The 21,823-nt window shown below is 45.6% G+C and carries 12 protein-coding genes; 8 read left to right on the forward strand and 4 right to left on the reverse strand.

Annotated features, from left to right (window positions below; translation table 11 throughout):
• The first annotated feature begins 120 nt into the window (after positions 1-120).
• A complete protein-coding gene (locus JV36_RS0117895) occupies positions 121-1,800 on the forward strand; it encodes an AMP-binding protein (RefSeq protein ID WP_032096616.1) in 1,680 nt (559 codons plus the stop codon).
• A gap of 137 nt (positions 1,801-1,937) precedes the next feature.
• On the opposite strand, the gene JV36_RS0117900 is transcribed toward JV36_RS0117895, so the two are convergent.
• On the reverse strand, positions 1,938-2,594 hold the full coding sequence (locus tag JV36_RS0117900) for a dUTP diphosphatase (RefSeq protein ID WP_032096615.1): 657 nt from the start codon (positions 2,592-2,594) through the stop codon (positions 1,938-1,940).
• 563 nt (positions 2,595-3,157) lie between these two features.
• Between JV36_RS0117900 and recC the strand changes: the two genes are divergently transcribed.
• The 3 genes from recC to recD are packed head-to-tail and all read left to right on the forward strand — an operon-like array spanning position 3,158 to position 13,251.
• The gene (gene recC / locus JV36_RS0117905) at positions 3,158-6,844 is read left to right on the forward strand and encodes an exodeoxyribonuclease V subunit gamma (RefSeq protein WP_032096614.1); all 3,687 of its coding nucleotides are present in this window, start codon (positions 3,158-3,160) and stop codon (positions 6,842-6,844) included.
• Complete coding sequence (locus JV36_RS19960) at positions 6,841-11,082, forward strand: UvrD-helicase domain-containing protein (protein ID WP_052010225.1); 4,242 nt, start codon at positions 6,841-6,843, stop codon at positions 11,080-11,082. The genes recC and JV36_RS19960 overlap by 4 nt, the downstream gene beginning before the upstream one ends.
• Before the next feature lie 33 nt (positions 11,083-11,115).
• A complete protein-coding gene (gene recD, locus JV36_RS0117915) occupies positions 11,116-13,251 on the forward strand; it encodes an exodeoxyribonuclease V subunit alpha (protein ID WP_326938231.1) in 2,136 nt (711 codons plus the stop codon).
• Between the two features lie 9 nt (positions 13,252-13,260).
• Here recD and JV36_RS0117920 read toward each other — a convergent pair whose 3' ends face one another.
• The gene (locus JV36_RS0117920; protein WP_052010224.1) at positions 13,261-13,815 is read right to left on the reverse strand and encodes a hypothetical protein; all 555 of its coding nucleotides are present in this window, start codon (positions 13,813-13,815) and stop codon (positions 13,261-13,263) included.
• 62 nt (positions 13,816-13,877) lie between these two features.
• Between JV36_RS0117920 and JV36_RS0117925 the strand changes: the two genes are divergently transcribed.
• From JV36_RS0117925 to JV36_RS0117935, 3 genes are all read left to right on the forward strand, one after another.
• On the forward strand, positions 13,878-14,231 hold the full coding sequence (locus tag JV36_RS0117925) for a hypothetical protein (protein WP_235207888.1): 354 nt from the start codon (positions 13,878-13,880) through the stop codon (positions 14,229-14,231).
• Between the two features lie 51 nt (positions 14,232-14,282).
• Positions 14,283-14,504: a TIGR02450 family Trp-rich protein gene (locus JV36_RS0117930; protein WP_032096613.1), complete on the forward strand. Its 222-nt coding sequence runs from the start codon at positions 14,283-14,285 to the stop codon at positions 14,502-14,504.
• A gap of 149 nt (positions 14,505-14,653) precedes the next feature.
• Positions 14,654-16,210, forward strand: a complete 1,557-nt coding sequence (locus JV36_RS0117935) for a BCCT family transporter (protein ID WP_032096612.1) — start codon at positions 14,654-14,656, stop codon at positions 16,208-16,210.
• Between the two features lie 265 nt (positions 16,211-16,475).
• Here the strand turns inward: JV36_RS0117935 and JV36_RS0117940 are convergent, their stop codons facing one another.
• Both JV36_RS0117940 and JV36_RS0117945 read right to left on the reverse strand, forming a co-directional pair.
• The gene (locus tag JV36_RS0117940) at positions 16,476-17,651 is read right to left on the reverse strand and encodes a saccharopine dehydrogenase family protein (protein ID WP_032096611.1); all 1,176 of its coding nucleotides are present in this window, start codon (positions 17,649-17,651) and stop codon (positions 16,476-16,478) included.
• Positions 17,652-17,786: 135 nt separating this feature from the next.
• Positions 17,787-19,004 carry an aminotransferase class I/II-fold pyridoxal phosphate-dependent enzyme gene (locus tag JV36_RS0117945; protein ID WP_032096610.1) on the reverse strand — a complete coding sequence of 406 codons (1,218 nt, stop codon included), beginning with the start codon at positions 19,002-19,004 and terminating at the stop codon, positions 17,787-17,789.
• Between the two features lie 200 nt (positions 19,005-19,204).
• Here JV36_RS0117945 and JV36_RS0117950 point away from each other — a divergent pair, with 200 nt between their 5' ends.
• The gene (locus tag JV36_RS0117950) at positions 19,205-21,664 is read left to right on the forward strand and encodes a zinc-dependent metalloprotease (RefSeq protein WP_032096609.1); all 2,460 of its coding nucleotides are present in this window, start codon (positions 19,205-19,207) and stop codon (positions 21,662-21,664) included.
• Positions 21,665-21,823 lie beyond the last annotated feature (159 nt).

A 21,823-nucleotide genomic window follows, 5' to 3' on the forward strand; every position in this document is an offset into this window, starting at 1 on the left:
GTGGGGTGCAATGTAAACGCCTGTTTAAAAAGCTTGTCATTCAATTAAAAATAAGGCTTATTATACTACTGTGAAATCATTGTAAAAATGAGCTACATTATAACAACAAATGAGTGACCTATGCCGCTAGATATGACAGCAAACGCAAACAGCACGGAAGTAATTAAATCGCCATTAAGCATGTTGTACCACTGGGAAAAGTCCCGTGGAGACGAGGTGTTTCTTACTCAGCCCATCAAAGGTGAGTACCACGATTATACGTGGAGCCAAGTTGCCAATCTCGCGAGAAAAGTGGCAACCCGCCTTTGTGAAATGTCGCTACCCTCGGGAAGCCGCATTGGAATTTTTTCTAAAAATTGTGCCGAGTGGTTCATTACCGATTTAGGTATTATGATGGCGGGACATGTGTCCGTGCCTATTTTCTCAACCGCGGGCCCAGACACAGTTCAGTACGTATTGCAGCACGCCGATGTTCAGCTTTTATTTGTGGGCAAGCTAGACAATACCGAGCAACAAGTAGCGTCTATTCCAACATCCTATAAAACGGTCGCTTTTCCTTATCCGAATATTACGGCTTCACAGCAGTGGGATGAGTTTATTGACTGTGAACCACTGAGAACGTCGCCCGTCCACGATATGGACGATGTGATGACCATCATTTATACCTCGGGCAGCACAGGGCAGCCCAAAGGGGTTGTACATAGCTATAACACCGCATGCTGGGCGGCCAGACGTTCGTTGGACCAACTTGGTATTGACGAGAACGATCGCACCTTAAGCTATCTACCACTCGCCCACATTACTGAGCGTGTTCTCGTGGAGTTGTCGAGTTATTACAGTGGTGGAAAAATTCATTTTGTTGAAGATTTAGCCACGTTCCAGCGCGATGTAACCCATTGTCAGCCTACGCTATTTATCTCTGTCCCTCGTTTGTGGACGAAGTTCCAAATGGGCGTACTGGCCAAAATGCCTCAGAAGAAGTTAGATACCTTGTTGAAGATCCCTATCTTGAACAAGATAGTGGCGAAGAAAATACGTAACGGTTTGGGTATAAACAATGCGAGACTATGGGCAAGCGGCTCAGCACCGCTAGCACCTGCCGTTATTGAGTGGTTCGCTAAAATTGGTATCAACATTTCCGAAGGGTGGGGAATGACTGAAAACAGCGCCTATGGAACCGGCAGTGTACCCTTTAGGCACGATAAAATAGGCTGTATCGGCAAGCCTTACGACGGTGTGGACATTCGCACCTCTGAAGAGGGCGAAATACAGGTGCTATCACCGTGTAATATGATTGAGTACTACCTAGAGCCAGACAAAACCGCTGAGGTATTCACCGAAGACGGCTATTTGTGTACCGGTGACAAGGGGGTAATTGATAGCGACGGTTACGTTAAAATAACCGGCCGACTAAAAGATATCTTCAAAACCGCGAAGGGTAAGTACGTTACTCCAGCGCCAATTGAAGCCAAGTTCATGGAAAACCCCATTGTGGAGCAGGTTTGTGTAACGGGAACAAACTTGCCTCAGCCTGTAGCGCTGCTTGTGCTTAGTGAAGGTGCGCAGAAAAAAGACAAGTCGGTGGTAGAGGCTAGTCTCAAGAAAACCTTCGAGGCGATAAACGCGAAGCTTGAGAGTCACCAGGTGATGGATAGGGTGGTTATAATGAGTAATGAGTGGAGTATTGAAAACGATTTGCTTACGCCTACCTTAAAAGTGAAGCGACACGTATTAGAAGAGCGATTCGTTGATGTTATTCAAGGTGATTATACCAAAAAGCTTGTGTGGGTTGATGCCTAAGCAGCCTATGTTGGTGTGTTTTATCAACCTAGTTGATATTGCTCGTTAACAAAGAGTTGTTAGTAACAGTTCCAAAAAACAATAAAGAGGCGCCATTTAAAAGGCGCCTTTTTTGTTGGTTACGAGTTATTTACTCATTACTTGCTCTGATAGCGCGCTTGCAGCCCTTGGTAAACCAAGTCACTGAATTCTGGCTTCGACAAGTCTAATGCATTCATTACTTCAACAAGGTGTTCATTGTCTTCACGACCGCTCCATTGTTTAACATATGTCCCTTCTTTGTAGCCGTTATCCTGACGGAAAAAGTTAAGTACATTCTTGCCAACGTACTGACGGTATAACTCGTCAACTGACATGTCACATTGTTCAACAATATGCATAAACAAAGGAACACTAAAGCGCTTCGCTGCACACAAACCCGTCATTAGTTCTAGGTTATCAAGCAAAGACTGTTGGGTTGCATCGTAGTTTTGATTGTCGAAGGCTACTACTGTTTGACCACTCGCGAGTTCTGCTGCAATACTTTTTGCAGAAGCGTCAACGTCACCATTAGCATCGATAATGCACGCACTTAATGCGAAGTGCCAAATGTCTACAAGTTCCATCTGCAGCTGTGGTAAGTCTTTGTGTTGTGCTTTCCACCATTTCCAGCCGTGATGCTCTATGGCTTCAACCGACTCAACCATGGCGGCGCGCAGGTAACCATAACCCGCATTTAGCCAGTCTGGGTTCACTTTTGCATTCATCTTGTCTTGAAGCGAAAGCATTGTTGCTAGCTGCTGTGCATTTAACATTGTGGCTCCTGATAACCTAATTTTAATCTGTATACGATGGCGCAAAGTGTACTGGAAGCCAGCGTGTGGATAAATAATTATTTGAATGAAGCATGATGCTGCTGCTTGGAGTTTGCGCAGTTTAAGAGAAGGGAAGCGTGTTACACATTGGTGCGGCTGCACCAAAATTAATCTAAAGTCTTAGGTAGATAGAACAGGTTTTGATTTAAATTATTGATTTATATAGTTTTTAAAACTGGCATCTTACCTGCTTTGCTAATACCGTTAACTGAGCTGTGCAATAGCACATCGTTTAAATGAGTGCCAGGCAACACGCATTTGAGCGGCAATTGCGCAGCCCGTAAACCTTACCCATACAGAATTTTCGTGTCCTGAGGTCTGTATGGGTTTTTTTCTCTTTTTTCCTGTTTTTCCCTGTTTTTCCCCTTTATCGCCCCTTCACAACAAGAAATAAAACACTTAACACTGCAGTTAATTGCGATACACTAATTCTCTATTAAAGGCCAACATGCCCTCGTATGTATAAGATAGGCTAACTGCCAGTCAAATAAAGGATTTTTAGATTGCTTGCGCTATATCCATCAAATAAATTAGAGCATCTTAGTTTTCTGCTTACCTCGTTACTTGAGCAACAACCCTCCTCAGTATTCTCCCCTGAAACTATCCTTGTTGAAAGCCCTGGTATGCAGCATTGGGTAAGCATGCAGTTGGCTCGAGAGCAGGGAATTGCAATGAATCTTGATTTCCCTTTGCCTGTAAGGTTTATGTGGAATACAGCCCGGGTGGTGTTAGGCAGTGAAAAGGTACCTCGTCAGTCTCCTTATCGACGAGAGGTACTTACGTGGCGTGTAGATAATATTCTGCAAGACGAAGCCCTGATGACCACCGGTGCGTTTGAACAAGTGCGCCGCTATTGGTTAAGTGCGGGCAGTGAGCAAGAGCAGGGCGTTCAGCGTTTACAGCTCGCTACGGCCCTTGCTGATGTGTATGAGCAATACTTACTTTACCGACCAGACTGGCTTTTTGCTTGGGAAAATAACGAGCAGGTGGTGTTCGATGACATGGAATCGTGGCAGAGCGAAATTTGGCGCATTCTGACAAAAGAGCAGCCTCTGCATCCTGCTCGACTGCATAAAATGACCCTAGAAGCACTTTGCGAAGGCCAGCTACCAACGAATCTTCCCTCTCGCATAGTGGTTTTTGCTATCAATACCATGGCACCTCAACTCATTGCATTTTTTGATGCACTGGCCGAGCACATCGATATTCATATTTTTCATTTAAACCCTAGTGTGAACTATTGGGGTGATGCGAAAAGCGATAGCGAACTTGCGAAACAACTGCGCATGGAAGGCGTCAATAAGTGGATGGAAAACGAGCAGAGTAATTCGTTGTTAGGGAACTTGGGAAAACAAGGTAGAGAGTTGTTTAACTTACTGACTGAGTTGGACACCTTTGAAATTAGTGCTTTTGATGCCCCCGAGATTGATGAACCTGAGATTGAAAACCTTGACGACGCCACCCCTGAAGAAACGAAAAGTTTAGGCAGGGGACTTGCCCAGCGCAATCTGCTAAAGCGTATTCATAGCGATATATTGCAGGCCCTGCCTGCAAGCCCTATTCGAGTAAACGACCCTCAAGAAGCAGAGCAAGACGACAGTGTCACTATTATGTGCACTCATTCTGCGCTCCGTGAGGTGCAGGTGCTGCACGATCATCTATTACATTGGCTGTCACAAGATACCACTCGCACGCCTTCAGATATTCTGGTGATGTGCCCTGCTATTGAAAATTATGCTCCTTTCGTCGACGCCGTTTTTCACCGAGTAGGCACTAAAAACCAGTACACCAATGGCACCACCCGTTTGCCATGTTCAATCGCCGACAGAAGCCCGATGGATACCGAGCCATTGATTGCCGCTTTTATGGCGCTGCTAGAATTGCCAGATAGCCGCTTTGGCGTGGCAGATATAATGGATTATTTACAGCTCGATTCTGTGCAAAAGCGCTTTAATGTTGCGCAGGCTGATATCGATCAGATGATGGTGTGGCTTGAGCAAGCTCATATTCACTGGGGACTGAATGCCCAGCATAAGGCGTCTGTCTCAGAAGGCGTGACAAAGGAAAACACCTACAGCTGGTGGTGGGGAATTCGTCGCTTGCTAATGGGCATGCTAGCACCAGATAGCGAAATGATTGTTGATGGGGCGCTGACCATACCCGACGTAGAAGGACAAAGCGCGCTTATTTTGGGCAAGCTAGTACAGGTAATTGATTTACTTGGCCGATTTGCAAACGAGCTCACTACACCGCGCTCGCCGAAAGCTTGGGCCCAAGATTTGCTGCAGCTGCGTGATGCGTGCTTTGTGTCTACCAAAGATCAAGAACAAAGCTGGGATTTAATCGCTAAAGTTGCCGCTGATTTATATGCGCGATGCGACGAAGCTGACTACGAACACGAGTTGAGCTTACGTCAAATTCGGGAGCTATTGTTAAGCCGCTTCTCCTCCCCAGATGCCGGAAACCACTTCATGACGGGGCAAGTAACCGTATGTTCTATGTTACCTATGCGCAGCATTCCGTTTAAGAAAGTGTGCATTTTAGGGTTAAACGATAGCGAGTTTCCAAGAAAAGCAACGCCGCTTGGTCTTGATCTTATGACGGGACCGAAAAGACGAACAGGCGATAGGTCACGAAGACTGGAAGACAGGTATCTTTTTTTAGAGGCAATCATCTCTACCCGAGAGAGCCTGTACTTAAGTTACCAAGGTAACGATGTAAAAAATAACAGTGAACGTCAGCCAAGTTTGGTGCTAGCAGAATTTCTCGATATGCTAGCAACAGGCTATCAGCTTGATACATCGCACTTTGTAAAGCACGCACCACTGCATCCCTTTAGCGAGGCTGCATTTACCGGTCAGCTTCCAAGCTATGAGACGGGTTGGCTTCGCTTAGCAGACGCATTGCAAAAAACCAATGCTTCACAGTCCCATGCTACCAAATCTTCACAGCCACAGGCTGAGCCTCAAGAATTAGATTCAGTTCAAAGCGCTTCTTTAGAAACAAAAACGAACGCCCAGACTGGCGATAAGCATAGCGCTAACGAAAACAGTAAAAGTCCGGATGAAACACGACTTTCAACCATGCAGGTGGCGAGGGCATTTAAAGACCCTTTGGAATACTTTTCGCTGCAGCGCTTAGGGGTAAACCTATCTCAGTCTTTCACCTTGCTAGATAACAGCGAGCCGTTTGAAACCAATGCGCTTGTGCGCTATCAGGTTCTAGACGCTATTTTCTCAGTGCCGTCTGGGCAACAGGAAAGCTCGCATCACGAACTGTCTTCAGAGCAGGTGGTTGAATTTGCTTCTTTGCGAGGCGATATTCCGAATAACCCTGTAGCAAAAGAAGAGCTACAAATGTGGAAAGACGGAGCGCTAGCATTAACCCAGGCAATGGGCCCTCATGATGCTGCGGCAAAAAATGTCAGTTTCGTTGGTAAGCACATTACCTTCACCGCCAGCGCTTTTGAAGCTGCTGATAGTTTAGTGCTACGAAGCGCCGGAAAAATTAACGACATAAGAGCACTGTCGTACTTTATGTCTCAACTCGTTTTTTGCGCTGACAGTGAAACCAGCACTCATCATGGCTATCCGTTGGATATATATTATTGCGATTGGGAAAAAGGCGAAACAAAGTTGATGAAACGTCGCTTTGCGCCACTCGACGCTGCCACTGCTGAAAACATATTGTTATTTATTGAACAGCTATACATGGCAATACTCACTGCGCCAACGCCTCTTTACCGCAGCTTATATTCAGACCTAGTGCCAGGTAAGCGAAATTCTGATAGCAAAGCGATAGTGGGTGAGGTTAAGCCTGAACACTATGACGATATTATCGCAACGTTACAGCAATCAAGCGCTACTGCTTTTGCATATCGCTTTGAAGATCATAGCTCTAATGATAGTGCCTCGGATGATACAAAAGGCAGCGAAACTGCGCCTGATGTCGTATCAGAAAAGGCACAACAAATCGTCGAGCGCAGTGGTGATCTGTTCAATAGCATAGAGGCCGAACGTATACTTAAAAACTGGCTGCAGTCCTCGGGGCAATTTAGTGCAGACATGGCAAATAACCCGTATCTGAAATGGCTTTTTCCTGACGGTATTTCATGGCAAAGCTTTCCACATATTGAAGGCTTTATTTTGTTTTCCATGGTGGCGAATTGTGCAGCGGAGGAACAGCTATGAGTGATGAACTAGCTAAAGACACTCAAATGCAAGACAGAGATGTTTCAAGCAGTGATGGTTCAAGCACTGTGGCATCTCGACTGCTCGATGTGCCAAGTATGCCCCTGCACGGCAGACATCTTATCGAGGCCAGTGCAGGAACGGGGAAAACATACAATATTACGCGGTTGTATCTACGCCTACTGCTTGAAAAGAAGCTAACGGTAAAAGAGATTTTGGTAATGACATTTACCAAGGCCGCCACCGAGGAAATTAAAGGTCGTGTAGCGGCGACGCTGCGTGAAGCTGCTAGTTTTTGGCAACAAGCAATAGACAATGAAGGGAGCGCTTCTGAAAACATAGCCTTTGAAGATGCAGATGCCAAAGGCCTGGACTCTAAAGGACCAGATCCTAAAGGAATGGACCCCGTTTTTCATCATTTACTGACCCATTGCAATCTTGAAGAAAGCTTGGGCCTACTCAAAGCCGCGCAGCTAGAGCTTGATGAGGCATCCGTTTTCACAATTCATGGGTTCTGCCAGCATGTAATAGGGCAACTCGCCTTTAATAGTGGCTTCGCTATGTCACTGAATTTAAGTAAAGATACCAGCGATCTATACTTGCAGGCCAGTGAAGACTGGATAAGAAAAGTAAGCGGTGGTCACGACGGTTATACCGAAGACGACTTCTTGCTGCTGGCATCAAAAGGGTGGCATGTGCCTGAGCGTTTGATAGGTGAATTTAATGCAAGTATCCGCAGTACGTTAACCCCTAATTTGCTTGATGAACACGCAGTAGAGGAGTCATTTAAATATAATTTAGAGAGTAACCCTGATACTCAACAGGCTCAATTTACGGCCTTTTTAAGTGGCATAGAAGCCAATGAATCGCTATTACACGAACAACTTATTAAAAGCCCTGCCCACAAAAAGGTACGCCCTGGCGAGCTTGAAGCACTGAAATCGTGGTTGCGGCAGGGGCAGTACACCGATGCGCCTAGCGAGGCCAAAGCGTTTCTAGATAAAAGGCGTTACTCTCGCAATACCTCTGGCGTTAAAGAACTGCTAAGCCCTATAAAAGACTTCACCAAGGCGATAGAGGTTGAGATTGAGGAAAGAGATAACACGTTGGCTCAGCTGCCTGTTTTTGCGCTAGTTAATGACGCTATCTCCTTTATAAAAGAGCGCGTGATAAAACAGAAAAAGCAGCGTGGGATCATTGATTTCGACGACCTCATTAATATGCTGGCTGATGAGGTGGCAAAACCTGACAATACGCTAGCCGCAGAGCTTCGCAAAAAATTCCCCGTAGCATTAATCGATGAATTCCAAGATACCGATGCCAAACAATACGCTATTTTAGACGCAGTATATCCTCGCGATTCTGATACCAACGCTTTAAGCACTAGCACCAACAAGACTAGCACCACCGAGACTAACACCACCGAGACTAACACCACCGAGACTAGCACCACAGAGACTAACACCAAAACAAGTGCGCTCTTGATGATAGGCGATCCCAAGCAGGCTATTTATCGCTTTAGAGGTGGGGATATTTTTACCTACTTAAAAGCAGGTAAACAAGCAGATTTCCGGTGGGTTATGAACACAAACTGGCGTTCTGTTAAAGGGATGGTCAGTGCGTACAATCGCGTGTTTTATGGTGCGCCGCTGGCGGCAGCTCATTCTGGTAATGTTTTCGGTTTTAATATTGATTACACGCAGGTGGAGTTTACCAAAAAGGCCGCTGCAGCGAAGCATCCGTTAAGCGATCCGTGTGAGCAGCGCAGTGCAATGAATTACGTGAGTATGTGCTTAGACGATAAGCAAGATACCAACACAATGCGCCGTAAAATGGCGCTGTGGATTGCACAAGAAATCTATCGTCTTCTAAACGAAGCTGGTTTTGATAATTCAAAGCCAGAAAGCGTTAATGATCAAAGTGTTAATGATCAAAGCGCTGATGCTACAAACTCGTCAGGCACCAATGACAGCAAATCCATTGCCCCTGTCACACCAGCCGCCCCTGTCACACCAGCCGCCCCTGTCACACCAGCCGCCCCTGTCACACCAGCCGATATTGCCATTTTGGTTAAAGACAGGACTGAAGCCAATGCAATAAAGTATGTTCTGCAGCAGCAAGGTTTGGCCTGCGTTTACTTAAGCGATCGCAGTAATTTATTTCTCACGCCAGAGGCCAAAGACATTTTGCGCTTGTTAAATGGCATTTGGCATGCCAGCGACAGCAGCAAAGTAGCGGCAAGTTTAGCATCGCCCTTGTGGGGCTATAGCCCTGAAGTACTGGTTGATTTGCTGTACCACGAAGATGATGCGCTGTGGGATACTGCCTTCGAGCGGGTACTGTTGCTGCGTGAACTGTGGCTGCAAAAAGGCTGTATGAGTGTGCTGCTACACTTAATGCAAGAAAGCTACACGCCATACGGTGGGGAAGTAGAGCGAGCGCTAACCAATTACCAACACCTTGCTGAAGTACTTGAAAAGGCAAGCACAACCCATCAAAGGCCCGAGCAATTACTCGATTGGCTGCACAAGCAAATACACCAGCCTGAGTCAGATGAAGAGATGACGCTGCGTTTGGAAAGTGACAATCAGCTTATCCGTTTAGTGACACAGCACGGCTCTAAGGGGCTAGAGTATCCCATTGTGTTTATTCCATTTGCTACTGGCTATAAAGATCCAGCAAAAAACGGCAAATCGATGTCGCAAATACTGACGTACTATGATGAAGACAAACAAGGGTTACAACTGCAGTTAGGGCAAACAAAGCAAGCTATCGCAAGAGTGCGTGCTGAAGGGGCCGCAGAAGATATGCGACTGGCCTACGTAGCGGTTACTCGCGCCGCCCATCGCTGTTATATGGGAGTTATTCCCCTTGATGGTAATGAAAAAAGTGCACTAGCGCGAGCCCTAGGAGTTAATAATGATAACGCCGATAGCGTCTGTGATTGGCAGGGTGTGCTCGACACGGTTAGCGGGGAAACTGACGCGTATACGTGTCATATCAGCGCCGATGAATTTGACCTTAAGTACACCAGTTTCACCCTTGATGAAAACAGCCAAGATCTCTTTGCACTTCAATTTACAGGCACCCACAGTGAAGATTGGCGGTTATATTCGTTTTCGGCCCTAAGTAGGCTGACAACGCAAGGAAACATACCGGTTGCCAATCAAAAAGAGCATACGGTACCTGTACTTCAAACTGTTCGTGACGAAGAGTTCTCAATAGAGGGGCTATCTAGCTTTGGCGACAGATTTACTAATGAAGCAGCGGATAAACCTACTACTACGAATATTGAAGAGGCGCACCGCTTGCGCTTTACGTTAACTAAAGGCGCAAGCGCCGGTAATCTTTTACATGACTTGTTAGAGCTTAATGACTTTAGTGCGCCCACGTGGGATGAACATGGGCCTGAGTTGGTCAGTCGTTTTGGGCTAGAGGAGGACAAGGTAAGTTCACTGTACGACTGGCTAGAGGAAGTACTGCAAACACCGCTTTACCCTAACACGAGCCTTGCGTTAAGCGACTTAACGCTTAACCAAACCCTGAGAGAGGCTGAATTTTATTTTCCCATGAACGACAGTAAATGGGCGGGGCTAAGCGAGGTATTACGTGCCCACAGGGCAAAGGTGGCCATTGAATACAACGCTCAGGCGTTGACAGTGCCTCACCTCATGACAGCCAATCTTGCGGGAATGATGCACGGATTTATCGATTTATTGTTTGAACATGAAGGCAAATACTACGTGGCCGACTATAAGTCTACGTGGTTAGGCGATGACATCGCAAGCTACAGCCCCAGTGCATTGTTTGAAAATAATCAGCATCATCTTTATGACCTGCAGTATCTTATTTATTGCCTTGCGCTACATCGGTATTTAAACAATACGCTTGCAGATTACCAACCAGAACGCCATTTTGGGGGAGTATATTACTTGTATCTGCGTGGTATGCACCCAGAGAACCAAGAAGGGGAAGGGGTGTTCTTTACGTCTATCTCTCAAGAAGTGCTGCATTCGCTAGACAGCATATTTGACGGCGACGATACGGTCATGGCCCAAACTGATAATAGCAGTGAGCCCGTTACTGGAAGCAAGCCAGAAAATACACCGGAGCATACTGTTGACCATAAGCCGAAGCAAAAGCCGTCTCATTCGCAAGATCAAAAGCCGAAAAAAACACTGAAAGAAAAACCAGAGAACGGCGAAGCAGGTCATCAGCAAAGTTTTGGGTTTGATTGATGAAAGTGTCTATTGAAAAGAGCGACGCAAACCATGAGTGAAAAAAATACGGCTAGTACTGATAAGGCTCAATCAACCGTAATGAACACAGACAGAATAAACACAGACAGAATAGACCAAAAAGACAGTGCTGATACAGACGGCATAGCAGCAATGAAAATGAATAAAAATGCATTGTTTGAACAGCTATCTGGTATTGAGGCCATCGATAAATTTATAGCTTCTGAATTTACACCCACTTCGGTGCTTAGTGAGCAAGAAAATACAACGTGGCTGCATCTTCTGGTTTTGTTGTCGTTTATGCAGCGCCATGGGCACAGCTGTGTGATGCTTAGCGATGTAGCAGGCAAGACCTTGTTTAGTGAAGATGTTAGTGAAAATGCAAGTGTGAGTAATAGCACTCATAGCTCACCATCAAGTGACAACCGCCAAACCGTTACGCAAAAGAGAGGGTACACGTTTGATGAACTTACACCGCTTATCGGTGTGGTGAAAAAAGCGTTAAGTGACGAACGCATTTCTCAGCTGTTTGTTTATAACAACGGTATGTTTTACAGCCGCAGATATTATGAGTTTGAACAAGAAGTAGCGCAGGGTGTCGTTGCTAGAACCGCCTTTACTCCCTTATCCGATGAGGCATATTTAAAGGTAAAAGCCTTGTGGCCCGCCATGTTTTTCAAAGCGCCATCAAGTGCGGCTTCAGAAGAGCCTAGCCAAGAACTGCCGCTTAGCAGCGAGCAAGACTGGCAGCAGGTAGCCGTTGCAAAAAGTATTGTACAAAAATTTAGCGTAATAAACGGTGGCCCAGGAACAGGAAAAACCTACACCGTGCTGCGTTTGTTGCTAGCTCTTCAAGCCTGCGAAGACAGCATTAACATAGTGCTAGCGGCGCCTACAGGTAAAGCACAGCAGCGTATGACGGAATCAATTAGCGACAGTATTGCTGGCTTGAGGGGAAAGATTGATGACGGTGTGTTAGACCGCGTTCCCACACAAGCAGTCACTATTCATCGGTTGTTAGGGCTAAGAGAACACACGGTATCAACTAAATACAACAGGCAAAATCAGCTTTCCCTTGATGTATTAATCGTGGATGAGGCCAGTATGGTAGACCTTGCCCTAATGACGCGAATAATGAGAGCGCTACCTGAGCATGCACGCCTGTATTTTATTGGCGATGCTGAGCAGCTGCCCGCTGTAGAGCTAGGGAACGTGTTAGAGCAATTGGTAGAAACGAATGACGACTTAGTTAATTTAGACGCCAAAATGCTTGGCGCAGTGCCCACTGCGCTGCGTCAGCATATCGCTACCCTATGCCCCCATTTACCTTTATTACCCGTAGATGAAGATGCTAAAACGTGGGTACACACGCTGCGAGCACCACAACGATTTAAAGGGCAAGTGGCGGCAGTGGCAACCGCTATCCAAAAAGGCGAACCGCAGGGGGCCTTGAGTGCGTTAAATAATGCAAATAACGCAGAATCAATGGCTGATATACCAGTACTGAACGATGGTGTTCATTTATGGCCAGAAGAATGGGTAAGCGAGAAAATGCTGCGCAAAATGGCCGTGCAAAGTTTTATGCCTATTTTCGATGCCACCAATGCACACGATGCGCTACGTCGATTAAACCAAGTCAGGTGGTTAACGCCGGTGCGCAAAGGCAACATGGGAGTTGAGCGTTTAAATTCATTGGTTTTTGATGCTATTAAACACAAAATTACACGGCGAGAAGGCAACTTCTATCAAGGCCAGCCCATCATGATAGTTAAAAATAATCATCCTCAGCGCCTATCTAATGGTGAGGTCGGTATTATTTGGCCAGACAGTAGTGGAAAGCTACTGGCGTGGTTTGAAGCTGAGAATGATGAACTAAGGCATATTTCCTTATCTCGCGTGCCCCAGTTTGAAACCGTTTACGCAATGACCATCCATAAGTCGCAAGGTTCTGAGTTTTCTCACGTGGTGCTGCTGCTTCCAAAGCCTGAAACAGAAAAGGCTGCAGGCTTGTTTCACCGTGGCCTGGTATACACCGGGCTTACACGAGCTAAAAAGGGGTGTTTGATAATTGCCAATAGTCCTACCTTTAGTGACATGGTATCGAGAGTAGACAAGCGATATTCCGGCCTGGCAAACGCCATTCGCGACGCCGCCATTGATGAAATGTAATTCTATAGCTCACACTGGCGTAAAGAAAAACGCGCCGTGTTCGTGAGCGTCTGATGCGTTTTTAGCAATGGGGTAAAAGCGGGTGGTCATATTTACTCTTAAAATACCCCTATCACAATGCATAAATTGAGACGGTAAAAAGGGTGGTGCGGCACTATTGTCCGCAGCTCCCTGTATACCTTCTTCAATACTCAAATAAGATAACCCGCCAACGTCAAGCCAACCGATAACACACCGAGGGCTAGCAACAAAGCTAGGATGTTCGATAATATCGCTGTGAAAGGTGACGTTTGCGCCAAAAACAGGTTTTGTCTGTATGGCCAGGTTTACCGTTGGCTTCAATGTCAGCTTGTATAGTCCATGCACCATAGGGATAATGGTGGTTTGAAAAGCGGTGGTGTTTTCTAACGTATGCATTCTCATTAACACGAAAAGGTGTAGATGATTGAAGTGTGGCTTATCACCAGAAAAGATGCGTTGATGTGGATCAACGCTACGCCTTGCTTTAGCGCAGATTAATCGGCCGTAAGTAATAGACCAAGCGTAATAAAACACAGCTTTCACGGTGACTCATTATCGACTTCACCGCGACGTTAACTATCACAAAAAACATCAATAGGAACTCTGTGAGCGAACCCACTAAAAGCCAAACGAATGAGCGTGCTGAAAGTACACAAGCCTATTTTCGGTTTCTGCATTTAGATATCATGCAGGCTTACACACTGAAAAAAGAGATAACAGGGGCGTGGTTTTATAAAGACGACAGTACTGATTTTTTTATTGGGCTTGTGCCTCTAGAGGAGCGCTTTTTTGACGAGCTTAACGATTATGTTATACGTCAGCAGATTCGTTATGATGGGTGCGATCTATTGGTAAAAGCCAAATCTATCAATGAGCCGCTTACAGAAATTTCCATTCCCTACGCAGTTAATAAAATGCTCAAGTATATTGATTGCAAAATTACGGTTGCGATTGAGTAGTGCAGTCGCCTTCTTTAATCATTATAGAAAGATAGTTAAAGAGCCTTGTTTATGTTCAAACATCAGATAAACCCAAAAAAACTTCTGCGCAGTAAATGGACATCCACGTCGCCTAAAAACAAAGAAAAGCATTTTTTAGTGACTGACGTGACATTCGACGAAGAGGGTGTTGTTGTCTCTTGTGTTCTTGAATCGGTGATGTCAAAAACAGAATACCCGATAAATTGGCGAGATTTAAAAGACACGACAATGTGGCGCCAAGGCTGGAAATAGCAATCAACCAGGTAATCCGATAATGTATTCGATATGATAACCTAGACATAATGTTAGCGTTATTTCGATTTACCAATTTATATTAGTCATCGACTTACATTTAATCACTTCTATGACTCTACACTTCTTAAGGAATCTTTGCTTTTAAAATGATATTAACAAAAGACACAAACCCACAACGTAAGATAAACATCCCGCTATTTGCCATTACCGCTGGGTTTATCAGTGTATTTTGTTTGATGGCCTTAATTGATGTGAGCGCCCTTGCTGCTTGGGTAGACAGCAGCTTCGCATGGTCGGTAACGTATTTTGGTTTGTATTGGCAAGTACTTTTATTGGCGACATTTTTAATTAGCCTTGGTATGGCATGTTTGCCAGGCGCTAGAGCTGTAATGGGGAATATAGACAAACCAGAGTTCTCTAACTTCCAATGGGGCTCAATGATCATGTGTACGCTTCTCGCTGGCGGTGGCGTATTTTGGGCAGCTGGCGAGCCCATGGCACATTTCTTAAGTGTGCCGCCGGTATTTGGTGACGTTGAAGCAGGTACTGGCGAGGCGACGGTGTACGCCCTTGCGCAATCTTATCTTCACTGGGGTTTTTTAGCCTGGGCTATTTTAGGTAGCCTGACGGTGATAATGCTTATGTATTATCACTACGAGAAGGGCCTGCCATTAGCGCCCCGAACGTTGCTTTACCCTATTTTTAAGCGCCGCGCTATACAAGGCCCTATTGGCACTATTACCGACGCGGTATGTATTATTGCAGTTGTTGCAGGCACGGTGGGGCCTATAGGATTTCTGGGTTTACAGGTAAGTTACGGGCTCAATACGTTGTTTGGTATAGCCGACAACGCCACAACTCAAACGGCAGTTATTAGTGTGCTCACCATTGTATATGTTGCCTCGGCCATCACCGGGGTGACCAAAGGTATTCAGCTGCTTAGCCGATTGAATATGATCCTCGCAGTCTGCTTGCTGGCGTTTTTAATGGTGACCACCAGTGCAATGTTTGTCATTAGCCATTTCTTTGAGGCGTTAGGCACACACATTACGCACTTTTTCCAAATGGCGCTGTACCGCGGAGATGCGGGTATGTTTGGCGAGGCGGGTTGGTTAGGCTGGTGGACAGTATTCTTTTGGGGATGGTTTATTGGCTACGGGCCTATGATGGCAATTTTTATAGCTCGTATTAGCAAAGGCCGCTCTATTCGCGCAATTGTAATTATGCTGTCTATTATTGCGCCGCTTATCACCATGTTTTGGTTTACCATTGTTGGTGGAACAGGGCTGTCACTAGAGCTTGACGCCCCAGGGACTATTTCAGCTGCGTTTGAAGGCTTTAATTTACCAGCGGCGCTGCTTGCGGTTACTCAGGCCCTGCCTATGGGCGCCATTGTTTCGTTCTTGTTTCTATTGCTTACCATGACGTTTGTAGCCACAACGGGCGACTCCATGACGTACGTGTTATCAGTTTCTATGTCAGACTCTGACCAACCGGCAACATTCGTGAGAGTGTTTTGGGGCATTGCAATGGGGCTTATGGCCGCCATACTCATTATGATTGGCTCTGGCGGTATAGATAAACTGCAAGCATTTATTGTGGTGAGTGCTGTGCCCGTGTCCTTAATTTTATTGCCGTCTTTATGGGATGCCCCGCGCATTGTAATTACAAAATGCAAAGCTAAGGCGAAAGATGATGGGTGAAGCTAGTAGGAATTCTCCGGTATGAATTCTTCGCTATAAAAGCACCGTTATAGCTCGACCTTATAGCTCCGCGTTATGACTCCACGTTATAAGCCCCCAGCATTGAAAGAAAAAATAAACCCGTGAAAAGGAAAGTGCCTTTTCACGGGTTCGTTATTATTCACCTAAATGTCAAAACTGGTTTTAAAAGCGGCGTGTGCGCTAAGGTAATAAAACCAGTTCGTCAAATTTGCAGGTTTACTTTCTCAAGCTTACTTTTTCCAGTTTATTTTTCTATGGTAAACGTAAGGCCAGCATTGGCCTCTAATCTGCTAATTAAGCTATCGCCTAGCGCAGATGCAGGCGTGTAAAAACCGCCAGATAAACTTACGTCTTTGCAAAGACACAGTGCAGATTCTGCAATCATTTTACTGGTAGAGCCGTAGCCCGGGTCTTTATCACCTTTTACTGATACTGCCAGCATATCGCCATTTGTCGCATTGCCAACAAACATGACGTCATAAAACCCATTTTCGCGCTCCTCTTTACTTGGTCCTTCGCCGGGCTTAGGGCCATCATCACTGGCTAACGATTTATCATTAGCCACATGTTTTGCCATGGCTTCACCTTTTTCACCTGGGCCGGTCATTAGCATTTCATCATATTTGAACGCTTTGCCGTAGGCATAGTTACTTAGGTAATTAGCGCGATGCACGTTTTTAGTATTAATGGCAGCCATAATGAAAGGGGCAACCCATGTTCCTAACTGCTCATCAAAATAGGGTTTGTTACCATCTGGCTGTTCTGTCGCTACGTTTGTATCCGCCAGTGAAAACGGATTAATCAATGCCGCCATTATCGACTTGTCTTTCTTCGCCGCTACCATTGTGGCTTTAAGGCTGGCTGCGGTACCGCCAGAAAACGTCCCCTGCATTTTACGCACGCGACCTTTAACATATTCAATGGCATCGCCGGTTTGTTTCTTTGCGTGTTGTTGCAGATAGTGCACACCTAAGTCGAAAGGCACAGAGTCGAAGCCGCACGAAAAGACGATATTGGCACCAGTCTCTTTGGCTTTGTCATTGTACTTATTGATCATCTGGTGCATCCACGCAGGTTCACCACATAAATCGGTATACCCGGTGCCGTTGTCAACGCAAGCAGAAAGCAGTTTTTCACCGTAAATTTGATAAGGCCCTACGGTAGTCAGTACAACATGAGTTCGTTTTGTCAGTGTATCTAGCGCGCTGTCGTCATCGCCGTCAGCAATAATCATTTCAACAGCGTCACTGATACCTAGCTCTTGTTTTACATCGTTAAGCTTTTGCTCGTTACGGCCTGCTATTGCCCATTTAACGCTGCTGTCGTTGCCGTACTGCGATTGAAAGTATTCTGCAACTAATTTTCCTGTGAAGCCGGTGGCACCGAAAATCACCACATCCAAATCTCGTTCAATACTCATACTTGCATCCTGTTTTTAATTTACGTTTATATGCTTTTATTGTGTTAGCGAATTACGTGATAGTTAAGCTAAATATACCTATCTCGCGGGCTCGCTATTATTTTTTTGCATAATATTGGTGTATTCATGAAACCGTTAGCTTACTAATTCATTCACAAATTGAGATAGTCTTTCCAGCCCTTTTAGTAAATCACTCTCACTAGTGGCAAATGACAAACGAACGTAATTGTCGGCATTATGTTCACCAAAGTCGTTTCCTGGAGTAAGGGCAACATAGTATTTATCCAATAACGTGTCACAAAACTCGATGGCTGAAAGCCCGGTTTTTTGAATATTGATATACGCGTAAAAAGCGCCGTTGGGCTTTGCATCAACAGGTAGCCCCATCTTGTCCAATGCAGAAAATACCAGTGTGGCCCGTTTAATCAGTAATTGCCTATTTTCCTCACATTGGCTAAGAGCTTGCGGGGTAAAGCAAGCTAGCGCTGCTTTTTGAGAAAGAGTAGAAGGGCATATAAAGAGGTTTTGTGCTAAACGCTCAACAACGCTTGTCATTTCCTCAGGTACCACACACCAGCCTAAACGCCAGCCGGTCATGCCGAAGTATTTGGAAAAGCTATTAATCACAATAATATTATCGTGTAGAGGCGTGTTAGCGAGAACGGTTGTTGCCGCAGGCGCAGTTTCATCTCTTGCCGCAGCATCTTCTTGTACAGAAGCGTCTAACAGCAAATCTAAATAAATTTCATCGACAATTAAAAAGCCATCATGCTGTTTACAGATTTTACCAATAGCCAACAATTCAGTGGCATCAATCACTGTGCCCGTTGGGTTCGCTGGGGTTGCAATGAGTACGCCTTTCGTATTGGGCTTCCAGTGCTTTTCAACATCGTCAGCAGTAAGCTGAAAGTTATGTTCACTAGAGGTGGGAACCAGAGTGACATCCGCGCCAAAAGCGTTCAAAAAACGACGATTACACGGGTAAGAAGGGTCGCCTAGAATCACATTGTCGCCAGGCTCTACCAGTGCAGCACTGGCTAACAAAAGCGCCGCACTTGCTCCGGCGGTAACCACAATGCGTGATGAGGGAATTTTCACATCGTGTTTTTGCTCGTAAAAGCCAGCTATAGCCTCGCGAAGTTCAGGTGTGCCCAGCGCCGATGTATAAGGGTAATCAGGTGAGTCTAACGAGTCTTTCATCGCTGTTATTACAGCGTCTGGGGCACCAAAGTCAGGCTCGCCTAGATTCAGGCGAATAACATCAAAACCGTTTTTAACAAGCGCCGATGCTTTTTCACCATAGGCCATGGCCAAGAACTCAGAGATACCAGTAGCGCGAGACGTAAACTTCAAAATAGCCAACCTCAATATTGATAGATAAAAAAACAATGTAAGCGGGTACACATTAGGAAATACTCACGATAACTATTCAAGTATTTTCTGTTGATGTATTTTTTACCGACGCAATCATAGGCAAATACAGTCACTTGGGGTAGGCTAACTGAAACAATTCATACTTTACTGTTTCGCATGTACGAAGAAGGAATTAACGAATGCAGCGTTCTACCTTGATTGGTAGGTACACACAGTACCTACGCGCTACCAGCCATTTCATCACCGTTTTGTTTGCGCTATTTATCACGTCATCTTCTCTTGCCTTAGCCGCAGTGCCAAGCATCAGTGAATTTACTGATGGCATGACGAAGAAAAACGGCCTGATCCCCATGTATTATGATGACTCTGCCGACAAGGTGTTTTTGGAAGTACCAGCATCTGATGAGCAGTATCTATTTCAAAGTAGCCTTCCATACGGCGTGGGTTCAAACGATATTGGCCTGGATAGAGGCCAACTTGGTAGAACTCGATTAATTTCCTTCGAGCGTTTCGGCAATAAACTATTGCTAACACAGCACAACACTAAGTTTAGAGCCGGCCATGGCTCTGTTGCTGAAAAGCAAAGTATTGATGAAGCCTTTGCCGACTCGGTTATTGCAGGCTTTGCTATTGTGGCGAAAAGTGACAGCGCGAACCTAGTTGACTACACCGATTACTTACTAAGCGATGTTCATGGAATTGGCAATCGTTTGTCTCGCAGTAATCAAGGCAGCTATAAAGTAGACAAAATGCGCAGTGGTGTTTACCTACCGCGTACGAAAGGGTTTGAGAAAAACACTGAGCTTGAGGCCTTGGTCACGTTTAGCGGAAGCAAACCAGGTGACTATGTACAGCAAGTCACGCCTGACGCTGAAAGCTTAAGCGTGCACTTGCATCATTCCTTTGTTGCGCTGCCAGAGGCGGGCTATACACCCCGTGTATATCATCCGTACTCAGGCTACTGGAAATTCAATTATTATGATTATTCTACGGCGATTACTGAGTCGACAGAGCAGCGCTTTATTACTCGTCATCGGCTAGAGAAAAAGACGCCTCACGCTGCAATGAGCGAAGCGGTAGAGCCTATTGTTTATTATTTAGACCCCGGTATACCTGAGCCAGTAATGTCGTCGCTTAAAGAGGGCGCTAGCTGGTGGAACCAAGCGTTTGAAGCGGCAGGGTTTAAAAACGCATTTCAGGTGAAAGTGTTGCCTGAGGGCGCTGATCCTATGGACGTGCGTTACAACGTTATCAACTGGGTTCACAGAGCAACGCGGGGGTGGTCTTACGGCTCTTCTGTTGTAGACCCAAGAACTGGGGAGATAATAAAAGGTCACGTTACGCTAGGTTCATTGCGCGTGCGCCAAGACTATTTAATAGCCCTTGGCCTCACCAGCCCGTTTTCTGATGGCAGTGTCAGCAATACAGCCGATACTAGCGCGCAGCAAGAAATGGCGCTAGACAGAATAAAACAACTTTCTGCCCATGAAGTTGGCCATACGCTGGGTATTGCGCACAACTTTGCGGCTAGCGAAAACAATAGAGCTTCGGTGATGGATTATCCGCACCCTCAAATTACATTAAAAGACGGGGTGATTAGCTTAGAAAATGCCTATGACAAAGGAATAGGTGACTGGGACAAGCATGCCGTCACCTATGGCTATGCTACATTTGCCAGTGAAGACGAAGAGAAGGAAGCTCTTGCGAAAGTCATCACTAAAGCAAGAAATGCCGGCCTTGCCTTTAAATCGGATTCAGATACGCGAAGCTCCAGACACGGCTCTGCAAACGGGCATATGTGGGAGAATGGTTCAGACCCATTAGACGCCTTTGATGACATTTCGAAGGTACGCGATGTGGCGCTTAACAACCTTGGTATGAATACGCTAGCGCCCAATGCCAGCCTTTCTTCACTAGAAGACAGCTTAGTGCCCATTTTCTTGCTTCATCGCTATCAGCTTGAAGCAGTAGCAAAACAGGTAGGTGGTTTGCATTATGAATATGAACGCAAGGGCGATTATGTTACCCCACAAGGCCAACAGTTTGTGGCACCTGCGGTGCAGCAGCGTGCAATGCAGCAGTTGATTAAAGCGTCGACGGCCGACTACCTAAGCATGCCTGAAAGTGTGCTGTCGTTAATTCCCCCCACAGCCTACGGTGACGATATTACTCGTGAGCAATTTAAGGGTAAAATGGGATTAATGCTCGACCCTGCATCGGCTGCGGCCTCTGCGGCAAACTTCTCATTGTCGCTATTGTTACATCCAGAACGCTTAAATCGTCTTCAGTGGCAAGTAACAAGCAGCAAAGATAGACGCAATAAAGTTGACGTGAATCTTCTGATAAAACAAATTCTGAATGTTCATTGGTATAAGAATAAAGATACCAGCGCTATCGCAAAACGCCTTCAGTTAGTAGCGCTTAACGCCATTATGGAAGCTGTGACTAACGACAAATTGGCACCTGAAGTAAAACTTGCGGCCGATGAAGCTTTGTTAGAGTTTAACGAGTGGCTAGAGGATGAAGCTGATGACGATAAGTACGAAATATTAAACGGATATTTTGACGCTTACTTTAGCAGTGGAACATGGCCTGCCGCATTTGACGTAATGCCATTACCACCTGGCTCACCAATTTAAAGAGAGGGATGTAAAGGCTTTGGAGTAGGCTTATTTAGTCTCTTAATCAGCCTGCAGATGCCACAGCACTCACCTTAGCATATGCCGTACTGTACGCCATAATGTGCGCCTTTAAAGCCAGCTTTGATAAGTTGGCTTTTTGCGTTTTATGGTTTGAAT

The organism is Alteromonas sp. LOR, from assembly GCF_000753865.1.
Lineage (GTDB): Bacteria > Pseudomonadota > Gammaproteobacteria > Enterobacterales > Alteromonadaceae > Alteromonas.